This window comes from Faecalibacterium sp. IP-3-29 (genome assembly GCF_023347335.1).
Taxonomy (GTDB): Bacteria; Bacillota; Clostridia; order Oscillospirales; family Ruminococcaceae; genus Faecalibacterium; species Faecalibacterium duncaniae.
Genome location: NZ_CP094471.1, coordinates 802,928 through 815,031 on the forward strand (window position 1 = coordinate 802,928; position 12,104 = coordinate 815,031).

Consider the following 12,104-nt stretch of genomic DNA (forward strand, 5'->3'; position numbering starts at 1 on the left):
AATATGGCAGTACCTAAGAGACATCTTTCCAAGGCCCGCCGCGACAAGCGTCGCAGCAATGTTTGGAAGCTGGAGGCCCCCGCACTGGTCAAGTGCAGCAACTGCGGCTCTCTGAAGCTCCCCCACCAGGCATGTGGCAACTGCGGTTACTACAAGGGCGAGGAAGTCATCAAGAAGGCCTAATTTGCGCAAAATTGGTGGCACATTGGTGTTATGTTGAGAAGGGGATGGCGCAATGCCTTCCCCTTCTTTCTTTGTCTGGAGGTGAAATGCAATGGCGATCAAGATCGACCGCATCGACGCGGGCAGTGAAGCCGAGGCGCTGGGCCTGCAGCCCGGCGATGAGCTGCTGAGCGTGGACGAAAATGAGCTGAACGATACGCTGGACTATGATTTTTATACCGACAGCAGCAGCTTTCACCTGAAGGCAAAGGTTGCCGACGGCATCCGGGAGTGGGATGTCCGGCGCGCGGAGCGCGGCCCCTTTGGCTGCGATTTCTCCACCTATCTGGGCGACCAGAAGCATTCCTGCTCCAACCACTGCATGTTCTGCTTCATCGACCAGCTGCCCCCCGGTATGCGTGAGAGCCTGTATTTCAAGGATGATGACGAGCGGCTGAGCTTTCTGTTCGGCAACTACATCACCATGACCAATATGCAGGATCACGAGATCGACCGCATCATCAAGATGCACATCTCGCCCATCAACATCTCGGTGCACACCACCAACCCCCAGCTCCGTGTCCGGATGCTGGCCAACAAGCGGGGCGGCGAGGTTCTCAAGTACCTGCCCCGTCTGGTGGAGGGCGGCATCGCCGTCAACTGTCAGCTTGTGCTCTGCCGGGGCATCAACGATGGCGAAGAGCTTCGCCGCACCCTGGGCGACCTGCTGGAGTTGACCCCTATGGTGCAGAGCATTGCCGCTGTGCCCTGCGGTGTGACGGATTACCGCCAGAATCTGTTTAAGCAGACCCCCTATGATGCCGAGACCAGCGCCGCTGTCATCGACATTATGGAGGAGTTTGGCGATGAGTGCAAGCGCCGCCACGGCAAGCGCATCATCTACCCCAGCGATGAGTGGTATCTCAAGGCGGGGCGGCCCATCCCCCCGGCGGAGTTCTATGAGGACTTTGACCAGCTGGAAAACGGCGTGGGCATGATGCGCCTGTTCGAGGATGAATTCCGGGCAGAGCTGGACAGGCCCCACCGCATCTACGGCACCAAGCAAATCGATGTGGTCACCGGTACCATGGCAGGCCCCCTCATCACTGAGCTGATGGACGAGCTCCACCGCCAGTACCCCATGATCGATGTAAAAGTTCACGTTGTCAAGAATAATTTCTTTGGCGGCAACGTGGGCGTGGCGGGGCTTGTTACCGCCACCGATATCATTGCCCAGTGTGAGGGAAAGCTGGAAAGCGGCACCCTGGGCATCCCCGCTGTCATGCTGCGGGAAGAAAAAGATACGTTCCTCGATGATATGACCATTGCCCAGCTGGGCGAACGGCTGGGGGTCAAGGTCGAGGTGCTGCCGGTGGGCGGCGGCGATGAGGCAAAAGCCCTGCTCCGCACCGGCCTGCATATTTCGAGAAGAAGAGCATAACGAAAGGAGGAACCCCCTATGAGCAAACCCATCGTAGCAGTGGTTGGCCGCCCCAACGTGGGCAAGTCCACCCTGTTCAATAAGCTCTGCGGCCAGCGTCTGGCCATCGTGGAGGATACCCCGGGCATCACCCGCGACCGCATTTTTGCAAACTGCGAGTGGAGCGGCCACGAGTTCATGCTGGTGGACACCGGCGGCATCGAGCCCAAGGCGACCGAGGGCATTCTGGCCCACATGCGTGAGCAGGCAGAGATCGCCATTGACACCGCTGACTGCATCATCATGGTGGTGGATGTCCGCGACGGCCTGACCGCCGTCGACGAGGAAGTGGCCCACATGCTGCGCCGCAGCCATAAACCCATCATCCTGGCTGTCAACAAGTGCGATAAGACCGGCGAGGCCCCCATGGAGCTCTACGAGTTCTATAACCTGGGCTTTGACGAGGTGCTGCCCATCTCGTCCGTGCACGGTCACGGCACCGGCGACCTGCTGGACGCTGTCTGCGCCCACCTCGATTTCAGCGAGACCGTGGTGGAGGAGGATCGCATCCCCGTTGCCATCATCGGCCGCCCCAACGTGGGCAAATCCAGCCTGACCAACCGCATCCTGGGCGAGAACCGGATGATCGTTGCCAATGAGGCCGGCACCACCCGTGATGCCATTGACACCCCCGTGGATAACGCCTACGGCAAGTTCATCTTTACCGATACTGCCGGTCTGCGCAAGCGCAGCAACATCTCTGACGGCCTTGAGCGCTATATGGTCGTGCGTGCACTGGCCGCTGTGGAGCGCAGCCGCGTGGCCCTGATCCTGGTGGATGCCACCGTCGGCTTTACCGAGCAGGACAGCAAGGTGGCCGGTTATGCCCACGAGCAGGGCAAGGCCTGCATCATCGTTGTCAACAAGTGGGACGCTGTGGAGGGCAAGGAGACCAACACCATGGAGCATCAGCGCCGGGATTACGCCGATTGCTTCAGCTTCATGGGGTATGCGCCCATCATCTTCATTTCGGCTCAGACCGGCTATAACGTGAACAAGCTGATGCAGCTGATCCGTGACGTGGATGCCCAGAACGGTGCCCGCGTGCCCACCGGTGTCCTGAACGAGATGCTGGCCCGCGCTACCGCCCGGATGCAGCCGCCCAGTGACAAGGGCCGCCGCCTGAAGATCTTCTACCTGACCCAGGCTTCCACCCGTCCCCCGACGTTCGTGGCCTTCGTCAACTCCAAGCAGCTGTTCCATTTCAGCTATCAGCGGTATCTGATCAACCAGATCCGGGAGAACTTTGGTCTGGAACACACGCCCATCCGCCTGGTGATCCGTGAGCGCGGCACAGGCAGCGTCGGCGCAAAAGATGTGTAACAGGGGAGGCGGCTGTTGATGATGACCTTCTTCATCGTTCTGGCTGCCGCTGCGCAGGCTTACCTGCTGGGCAGCGTGGACACCGGCATCCTGGTCAGCAAGTACCTGTACCACGATGATGTCCGCAATCACGGCAGCGGTGCGGCCGGTATGACCAACATGCTGCGCACCTTTGGCAAAAAGGCAGCGGCGCTCACCGCCGCAGGCGACGTGCTGAAAGGCGTTGCAGCTGTCTGTATCGGCCGCTGGCTCTTCGGGTTCCTGCCCGCAGATGCCGCCGTTTCGCCCTATCTGGGCGTGTATCTGACCGCCATTCTGGCCGTGGTGGGCCACACCAAGCCCATCTATTTCGGCTTCAAGGGCGGCAAGGGCGTGCTGGTGGCGGGAGGTGCCATCCTGGCGGTCCAGCCCATTCTCCTGCCGGTGCTGACCGTCGTTTTTCTGCTCTGCCTTGTGCCCACCGGCATGGTGTCGCTGGGCAGCATTGCAATGGCGGCATCCTATCCGGTGCTGACCCTCATCTACGGCCTGCTCAAGGGCTTCGCCGCTGACGACCTCATCGTCTGCGTGGTGGGAGCTGCCATCATGGGCGGCATGGTCATCTGGATGCACCGGGCCAATATCCAGCGCATCCGTGAGGGCAAAGAGTATCGCTTTGGTTCCAAGCACAAGCAGTAACCGGAACAAAAATAACAGCGCATCCTTCGGGCAGAGCCTGCCTGCGGGATGCGCTGTTTTGCGTGGAGGGGGCTGTGCCCGGTCGATGTGCCTGCACGGTCCAGTTTACTGAAAAAACTTTGCAAAAAAGGTTGACAAAGGGCGGTGCAGCTGGTATAATAACACACGTCGCAGGACACAAACTGAATATGTGGGGGATTAGCTCAGCTGGGAGAGCGCTTGCATGGCATGCAAGAGGTCAGCGGTTCGATCCCGCTATTCTCCACCAAAAAAGCACTGTACTTCGTAGGAAGTATGGTGCTTTTCTTTTTCTCAGCCGCAAAAAATGGGGGCTGCACTGCCTTGTCTGCATCGTTTTCAGATGTTTTGCAGGCGGTTCAGTGCAGCCCCCGAGTCATTGGTGCTTCGGCAGGTCAGAGGATGCCGGTTCAGCTGACGATCTCCAGCATCTGATCGAACACCTCTTCCATCTGCCGCACCAGCGTGAACTGGGTGCGGGCGCGGTCAAGATTGTGGTCGGGTCGGGCGGTGTGGAAATAGTGGTCGCCCTCCAGATAGTCGGTCAGAAAGCGGATGCCGCACTCCAGCGTCATCAGCTTGGCACCCCAGGCAAGGCTCTTTTTCTCCGCAGGGCTCATGGAAGCCCCGGCGGTGGAGAGATAACCCTTGGCGAACACCTCGTACAGGTGCAGGTCAAAGTGGACCTTGCTCTGGTCGGGCTCGTCCTCGGCGCAGTCGTTGGCACCGGTGCGGATGGAGTCGCCGAAATCGTAGGCCGACAGGCCCGGCATCACGGTGTCAAGGTCAATGACACAGATGCCTTTTCCGGTGGCGGCATCGATCAGGACGTTGTTGATCTTGGTGTCGTTGTGGGTAACACGCAGCGGGATCTCACCGGCTGCCAGCAGATCCAGCAGGGTGTGGCAGTCCTTCTCCCGCGCGTGGATGAAGGCGACCTCCGGTGCAATGTCCTTGGCCCGGCCCAGCGCATCGGCGGCAAGGGCTTTTTCAAAGTTTGCATAGCGGTTGGGTGTGTCGTGGAAGCGGGCAATGGTTTCGTGAAGGGTAGAGGCCGGATAATCTGCCAGCTGGTTCTGGAATTTTCCCAAGGTCTCGGCAACAGTGCGGAAGTCGGCCTCGCTGCCCACCTGCTGCAGGCAGATGGTGTCCTCCACAAAGTCGTAGGCACGCCACGCGCCGCCCTCGGCATCCAGATGGCAGGCCGCGCCGGACAGGGTGGGGATCACGTTCAGGGTCTCCCGTGCCGGGTCGCCGCCTGCGGCAAGGATCTTTTCCCGCAGATGCTGGGTCACGCCGCAGATGTTGTCCATCAGGCCCACCGGGTCGGTAAAGGTGTCGGTGTTGATGCGTTGCAGGATAAAGCGCTTGGAGTGGTCCTCCCGCCAGACCACGAAGGTATCGTTGATGTGGCCTTCGCCGTAGTGACGGGCATCGCAGACCACAGGCCCGCCAAAATCAAAGGCATTTGCGGCGGCGCGGAGAATGGGTTCGGTAACAGGTTTCATTTTGGGTTCCTCATTTCTTATCCTTCATGCCGTTTGGCAGGTGCAGGGCGTTGTCCCTGCCGCACCTGACGGCGGTATTCGTTGGGGGTCAGGCCTTCCGCCTTGCGGAAGCACTGCGAAAAGTAGCTGGGGGAGGAAAATCCCATCAGCTCGCTGATCTGCGCCAGGCTGTAACCGGTGTTGCCCAGCATATATTTGCTCTCCTCAATGCGGCGGCGGTTCAGGTAGGTGATGGGAGAAATGCCGTACGCCTTCTGGAAGGTATGGGCCAGATAATATTTGTTGATGTGGGCAACCTCGGCAAGGGTATCAAGGGAGATTTCCTCCCGGTAGTTGTTGTCCAGATACCGCTTGATCTCCACGCATTCCCGGTTGTCGGAGCGGGGGGATTCCTCCACCTGCAAAGAGAGGGTGGTGCACCGCACCAGCCAGATGAGCAGAACTTCCAGCAGGTCCTGGCAGACGGTCTCGCAGCCGTCCAGACTGCGGTCCGCCTCAGCCAGCAGCATGTGCAGCAGCGTTACCATCCGCTCCCGGTTCTCCCGGCAGTTGAAGATGGCGTAGGTGGAATCGGCTTTGCCAAACAGGATCTCGATGCCCGAAACGCCCAGTACGATGTATTCCAAAGGCGAGGCGTTCAGGCTCAGCTCGGTGTGCTCCACCTGCGGGTTGACGATGACCATATCGTCCGGCTTGACCGGGAACAGCTGCCCGCTGAGCAGAAACTGCCCCTCGCCGCTGAGGCAGTAGAACAGCTCTGTGCAGGAATGGGTGTGGACCGTGCTGTTCCAGTCGCCGCCGAATCTGCTCTTGCTGATGTACAGCAGCCGGAAGGATTCCCGTGGAGCGGGAGCGTGGCGGATATCAAAGCGCTCGGTACTCATAAAAGGCTCCTTTTGAAGCGGTCGCAAAAAATATAAAATCAAAAGCAAAATACTGAAAATAAAATGCGGAAAACGCCGCACTGCTTCGTGCATTTTTTCTCATTATAGGGGCAAACAAGAAAAAAAGCAAGCCCTGTTTTTTAGCATGGTAAATATTTTCCTCTGCACAGAAAGACGGAAATGTGTCAAATTGGTTACAAGGAGGGAAAATGTACCAAAACAATGCCGCAAAATTTAGTACTTTTGCTGAAGAAAATGATAAAAAAGCAATATTTATAAAAAATGAAACAACAAAGACCTTGTTGAAAACTGCAAAAACCTCTATATTGGAATCACAAAAAACACAGCCCCTCGGGCAAAACCTGTTTGCTCCGGCTGTGCATGAACGGAACTTTATGATGGAGGACACATTATGAAACGCATTTCTCGTCGCAATTTCCTGAAAGTGGCCGGTGTGGGTGCCGCTGCACTGGGTCTGGCTGCCTGCGGCGGTTCTTCCAGCTCCACAGCTTCCAGCACGGCTTCTTCCGCTGCTGCATCTGCCGCTCCCGCTGAGGACGTGACCATCAAGGTCGCTGCCATCGAGACCGGCTATGGCGCTGATATGTGGAAGAAGGTCACTGAGGCCTTTACCGCCCAGACCGGCATCAAGGTGGAGCTGACCACCGACAAGAAGCTGGAGGATGTCATCGGACCTTCCATGCAGGGCGGCGATTACCCCGACGTGGTCCACCTGGCTACCGGCCGTGAGGCTGCCCTGACCGAGCAGTTCATCAAGGGCAACCTGATCGCGGATATCACCGATGTGCTGAGCATGACCGTGCCCGGCGAGAGCAAGAAGGTGAGCGAGAAGATCGCAGGCGGCTTTACTGACACCTCCCTGACCAACCCCTACGGCGACGGCAAGACCTATCTGGCTCCCATGTTCTACAGCCCCTGCGGCCTGTTCTACAACGCCGGTTTCCTGAAGGAAAAGGGCTGGGAAGTGCCCACCACCTGGGACGAGATGTGGGAACTGGGCGATAAGGCTGCCGCTGAGGGCACCTACCTGTTTACCTACCCCACCACCGGCTACTTTGATGCATTCTTCTACGCTCTGATGTATGCCGCCGGCGGCCCGGAGTTCTTCAACAAGGCCACCCACTATGAGGAAGGCATCTGGGATACCCCGGAGGCAAAGACCTGCTTTGATATCGTCAACAAGCTGGCTTCCTACACCAACCCCATTACCCCTGCACAGGCCAACGATCAGGACTTTACCCAGAACCAGCAGCTGGTGCTGGACAACAAGGCTCTGTTCATGCCCAACGGCACCTGGATCGTGGGCGAGATGGCCGAGGCTCCCCGTGCCGATGGCTTTGAGTGGGGCATGACCGCCCTGCCCGCTGTCAAGGCCGGCGGCGACCAGTACAGCTACACCTGGTTCGAGCAGGCATGGATCCCGGCTGGTGCCGAGCATCTGGATGCCGCCAAGCAGTTCGTGGCTTACCTGTACAGCGACGAAGCCTGCAAGCTGTTCGCCGAGAGCGGTGCCATCCAGCCTGTGCTGGGCATCGCCGATGATCTGGAAGGCGACAACAAGATGTTCTACTCCATCTACGACAACGGCGCAAAGGCCGCTATGGGCAACTTTGCAGCCTTCAGCGCCATCCCCGGCGTGGAGGTCCGCACCGTGTTCTTTGACCCCGTCAACTCTCTGGTGTCCGGCAGCATGACCGAGCAGCAGTGGATCGACGGCATCAAGTCCGCCAGCGACCAGATGCGTGCCAATATCGTTGAGTAATTGAACCCTGCCCAGCGGGGGCGGTTTTGACCGCCTCCGCTTTTTGTGGTTTTCGGGTTCCGACAGAAAGGAGCGGTTTGTCTATGAGATCTGACAAAAGCCGCAGACGGTTCGTTTTTCTCTGCGTGGCACCGGCCACGATCCTGTTCTTTCTCTTTATGATCCTGCCCACCCTCAACGTGTTCCGCATGAGCCTGTATGAGCGCGGTGCCTACTCGCCCAACGAGACCTTTGTGGGCCTGAAGAATTTCCAGCACCTGCTCAAGGATGCCCAGTTCATCCGCTCCATGCAGAATATGATCCTGCTGGTGGTGGTAGTGACCATCGTCACCTTTGCCTTTGCGCTGGTGTTTGCAGCCATTCTGACCCGGGAAAAGATCAAGGGGCAGAATTTCTTCCGGGTCATCTTCTACATCCCCAACATCCTGTCGGTGGTCGTCATCTCCGGCATCTTCTCGGCCATCTATAAGCCGGAAAACGGTATGCTCAACAGCATCATCGGCCTGTTCCGGGATATGACAGACCCCATCCTCTGGAAGGGGGAAAAGCTGGTCATCCCCTCCATCATCATTGCCATGGTCTGGCAGGCCGTGGGCTATTACATGGTCATGTATATGGCTTCCATGTCCTCGGTGCCCGCCAGCCTGTACGAGAGCGCCAATCTGGACGGTGCGGGCCGCCTGACCCAGTTCTTCCAGATCACCATCCCCCTCATCTGGACCAACATCCGCACCACCCTGACCTTCTTCATCATCTCCACCATCAACATGGCCTTCCTCTTTGTCAAGGCCATGACCAGCGGCGGGCCCAACGGTGCTTCGGATGTGGCGCTGAGCTATATGTATAGCCAGAAGGATGCGGGCCTGTATGGCTACAGCATGGCCATTGGCGTGGTCATTTTCCTGTTCTCGTTTGCACTGTCCGCCTGTGTCAACAAGGCCACCGACCGCGATCCGCTGGAATTCTAAGGAGGGAAGAAGATGCAGAATACCACCGAAAGATCTTCCCGCTCGGCGGAAGGTCTCTACAAGTTCTTTATCTATTTTGTGCTGGTCCTGCTGGCGGTGATCATCATCGTGCCGGTGGCATGGGTGTTCATGGCCTCCATCAAGCAGAACGCGGAGTTTTACGGCAACCCGTGGGCGCTGCCTGCCGGGTTCTACTGGCAGAACTTTGTCAATGCGTGGAACGGAGCCAAGATGGGCGAGTATATGCTCAACTCTGTCATCGTGACCGCATTGGCGCTGGTGCTGCTGCTGGTCATTGCGCTGCCTGCCGCCTACTGCCTGTCCCGCTTCCGGTTCAAGGGCCGTAAACTGCTGAACACCCTGTTTATGGCAGGTCTGTTCATCAATGTCAACTACATCGTGGTGCCCATCTTCCTGATGCTGCGGGACGGCGATGTCTGGCTGAAGAGCCACTTTGGCAGCAGCTTCCTGCTGAACAATCTGGTGGTGCTGGCAGTGGTGTATGCAGCCACGGCCCTGCCTTTTACCATCTATCTGCTTTCGGGCTATTTTGCCACCCTGCCCCATGATTTTGAGGAGGCTGCCTACATCGACGGTGCAAGCTACTTCTCCACCATGACCCGTATCATCTTCCCCATGGCAAAGCCCTCCATCATCACCATCATCCTGTTCAACTTCCTGTCCTTCTGGAATGAGTACATCATTTCCATGACGCTGATGAGCTCCACCAGCGCGCCCCGCACCCTGCCGGTGGGCCTTTTGAATCTGATGCAGGCCCAGCAGAGCGCGGCCCAGTACGGCACCATGTATGCCGGTCTGGTGCTGGTGATGCTGCCCACCCTGATCCTGTACATCTGCGTGCAGAAGCAGCTGACACAGGGTATGACCGTGGGCGGTCTGAAAGGGTAAGGTGACAAACGATGAAAGCATTCTGGAAAAATCATCCCGCCCTGCGCATTTTGCTGATGCTGGTGCTGTTCGTACTGTCCATCGCACTGGTGGTCGCGGGCTGGAAAATGACCGGGCAGCTGGCTGGTCTTGGCATCATGCTGGCGGGTGTGGCCGCGCTGCTGGCTGTGCTGGCGCTCTATAACGCCCCCTATCAGGACTGAGGAGAAGAGAGGTAAAGGAGAATTCTCATGGAAGAAAATAGAATGACCGGGCGCGTAACGATCCCGACCGATCTGGACGTGGTGCCCGAAACACTGGAGATCCTGAAAAAGTGGGGCGCGGATGCCATCCGCGACTGCGACGGCACCGACTTTCCGCAGGAGCTGAAGGATGCCGACGCAAAAATCTACTCCACCTACTATACCACCCGCAAGGACAACGCGTGGGCCAAAGCGAACCCGGACGAGGTGCAGCAGTGCTACATCATGACCGGCTTCTACACCGCCCCCGGCGACACCGTGACCATCCCGCTGATGAAGGGCATCAGCCCGGAGCTGATGCAGGTGAACACCAACGACGATATCACCCGCTGGTGGGAGGTCATGGACCGAACCACCGGTCAGCCGGTGCCCCCGGAGCTGTGGAGCTATGCTGACGGCAGCGTGACGGTGCAGGCCGTGCCGTTCCATGAGTATACGGTCAGCTTCCTGGCCTACCTGATCTGGGACCCGGTGCACATGTACAATGCCACCACCAACGGCTGGACCAACTTCGAGCACCAGATCACCTTTGACGTGCGCCAGCCCAAGACCCACAAGTATTCCATGGAGCGCCTGCGCAAGTTCATTGCGGAGCACCCCTATGTCAACGTGATCCGCTACACCACCTTCTTCCACCAGTTCACCCTCATCTTCGATGAGCTGAAGCGGGAGAAGTTTGTGGACTGGTACGGCTATTCCGCCTCGGTCAGCCCCTATATCCTGAATCAGTTCGAGCAGGAGGTGGGCTATAAGTTCCGCCCGGAGTACATCATCGATCAGGGCTACTACAACAACCAGTACCGGGTGCCCAGCAAGGAATTCCGCGATTTTCAGGCATTCCAGCGCCGGGAGGTGGCAAAGCTTGCCAAGGAGATGGTGGACATCACCCACGAGTGCGGCTGCGAGGCCATGATGTTCCTGGGCGACCACTGGATCGGCACCGAGCCGTTCATGCCGGAGTTCAAGACCATCGGTCTGGATGCTGTGGTGGGCAGCGTGGGCAACGGTTCCACCCTGCGCCTGATCTCGGACATTGAGGGCGTGAAGTACACCGAGGGGCGCTTTTTGCCCTACTTCTTCCCGGACACCTTCCACGAGGGCGGCGACCCGGTGCGGGAGGCCAAGGAGAACTGGGTCACAGCCCGCCGCGCCATCCTGCGCAAGCCCATTGACCGCATTGGCTACGGCGGCTACCTGAAGCTGGCGCTGCAGTTCCCGGAGTTCGTGGACTATGTTCAGAGTGTCTGCAGCGAGTTCCGTGAGCTGTATGAGAACATCAAGGGCACCACGCCCTACTGCGTCAAGCGGGTGGCCGTGCTGAACTGCTGGGGCAAGATGCGGGCCTGGGGCTGCCACATGGTGCACCACGCCCTCTACTACAAGCAGAACTACAGCTACTCCGGTGTCATCGAAATGCTGTCCGGCGCGCCCTTTGACGTGAAGTTCATCAGCTTTGAGGACATCAAGAAGGACCCCGCCCTGCTGGACAGCCTCGATGTCATCATCAATGTGGGCGATGCCGACACCGCCCACACCGGCGGCATCTGGTGGGAGGACCCGGAGATCTCCTCCGCCATCCGGAAATTCGTCTGGAACGGCGGCGGCCTCATCGGCGTGGGTGAGCCCTCCGGTCATGCCTATCAGGGCCACATCCTCCAGCTTGCCAGCGTGCTGGGCGTGGAGGAAGAAAACGGCTTCACCCTCAACTACGACAAGTACAACTGGGAAGAGCACCCGGACCACTTCATCCTGCAGGATGCCGACCAGCCCATCGACTTTGGCGAGGGCAAGAAGAACATCTACGCCCTCGAGGGGACGGAGGTGCTGGTGCAGCGGAACCGGGAAGTGCAGATGGCGGCACACGACTTTGGTAAGGGCCGTGCAGTCTACATCAGCGGTGTGCCTTACAGCTTTGCCAACAGCCGCACCCTGTACCGTGCCATCCTGTGGAGCGCCCACAGCGAGGAGGAGCTGCACACCTGGTTCAGCTCCAACTACAACGTGGAAGTGCACGCCTACGTGAAAAATGGCAAGTACTGCGTGGTGAACAACACCTACGAGCCGCAGGACACCACGGTCTACACCACCGATGGAAACCATTTCGACCTGCATCTGGAAGCCAACGAGATCAAGTGGTATGAGATCTGAG

At 58.5% G+C, this 12,104-nt stretch carries 12 protein-coding genes and 1 tRNA gene; 11 read left to right on the forward strand and 2 right to left on the reverse strand.

All coding sequences use genetic code 11. The annotated features are described in order from the left end of the window. The first annotated feature begins 3 nt into the window (after positions 1-3). The 5 genes from rpmF (at position 4) to MTP40_RS03725 (ending at position 3,911) form a co-directional block, all read left to right on the forward strand. Entirely contained in the window at positions 4-183 is a 180-nt protein-coding gene (gene rpmF, locus MTP40_RS03705; RefSeq protein WP_005920250.1) for a 50S ribosomal protein L32, read from the forward strand. A gap of 91 nt (positions 184-274) precedes the next feature. Then, complete coding sequence (locus MTP40_RS03710; RefSeq protein WP_098922950.1) at positions 275-1,603, forward strand: DUF512 domain-containing protein; 1,329 nt, start codon at positions 275-277, stop codon at positions 1,601-1,603. 18 nt (positions 1,604-1,621) lie between these two features. Beyond that, on the forward strand, positions 1,622-2,965 hold the full coding sequence (der, locus tag MTP40_RS03715; RefSeq protein ID WP_249259850.1) for a ribosome biogenesis GTPase Der: 1,344 nt from the start codon (positions 1,622-1,624) through the stop codon (positions 2,963-2,965). A gap of 18 nt (positions 2,966-2,983) precedes the next feature. Continuing rightward, positions 2,984-3,643, forward strand: coding sequence for a glycerol-3-phosphate 1-O-acyltransferase PlsY (gene plsY, locus MTP40_RS03720; protein ID WP_249259851.1), 660 nt, complete (start codon positions 2,984-2,986; stop codon positions 3,641-3,643). Positions 3,644-3,835: 192 nt separating this feature from the next. Further along, positions 3,836-3,911: transfer RNA gene (locus tag MTP40_RS03725), tRNA-Ala, on the forward strand. A 160-nt stretch (positions 3,912-4,071) separates the two neighbouring features. Here MTP40_RS03725 and MTP40_RS03730 read toward each other — a convergent pair. Continuing rightward, entirely contained in the window at positions 4,072-5,169 is a 1,098-nt protein-coding gene (locus MTP40_RS03730) for a phosphotransferase enzyme family protein (protein ID WP_249259852.1), read from the reverse strand. Between the two features lie 17 nt (positions 5,170-5,186). Then, positions 5,187-6,053, reverse strand: coding sequence for a helix-turn-helix domain-containing protein (locus MTP40_RS03735; protein WP_035394130.1), 867 nt, complete (start codon positions 6,051-6,053; stop codon positions 5,187-5,189). A 209-nt stretch (positions 6,054-6,262) separates the two neighbouring features. Here MTP40_RS03735 and MTP40_RS03740 point away from each other — a divergent pair, with 209 nt between their 5' ends. From MTP40_RS03740 to gnpA, 6 genes are all read left to right on the forward strand, one after another. Further along, positions 6,263-6,469 (forward strand): hypothetical protein, encoded by a 207-nt coding sequence (locus MTP40_RS03740; RefSeq protein WP_154276539.1) that lies wholly within the window; start codon positions 6,263-6,265, stop codon positions 6,467-6,469. Next, positions 6,466-7,836 (forward strand): carbohydrate ABC transporter substrate-binding protein, encoded by a 1,371-nt coding sequence (locus MTP40_RS03745; protein WP_156075258.1) that lies wholly within the window; start codon positions 6,466-6,468, stop codon positions 7,834-7,836. The genes MTP40_RS03740 and MTP40_RS03745 overlap by 4 nt, the downstream gene beginning before the upstream one ends. An 83-nt stretch (positions 7,837-7,919) precedes the next feature. Further along, positions 7,920-8,804: a carbohydrate ABC transporter permease gene (locus MTP40_RS03750; RefSeq protein WP_117534980.1), complete on the forward strand. Its 885-nt coding sequence runs from the start codon at positions 7,920-7,922 to the stop codon at positions 8,802-8,804. Positions 8,805-8,816: 12 nt separating this feature from the next. After that, entirely contained in the window at positions 8,817-9,713 is an 897-nt protein-coding gene (locus MTP40_RS03755; RefSeq protein WP_005932964.1) for a carbohydrate ABC transporter permease, read from the forward strand. A gap of 11 nt (positions 9,714-9,724) precedes the next feature. Then, positions 9,725-9,916 (forward strand): DUF6903 family protein, encoded by a 192-nt coding sequence (locus MTP40_RS03760; RefSeq protein ID WP_186850346.1) that lies wholly within the window; start codon positions 9,725-9,727, stop codon positions 9,914-9,916. A 27-nt stretch (positions 9,917-9,943) separates the two neighbouring features. Then, a complete protein-coding gene (gene gnpA / locus MTP40_RS03765; RefSeq protein WP_249259853.1) occupies positions 9,944-12,103 on the forward strand; it encodes a 1,3-beta-galactosyl-N-acetylhexosamine phosphorylase in 2,160 nt (719 codons plus the stop codon). The last annotated feature ends 1 nt before the right edge of the window (position 12,104 follow it).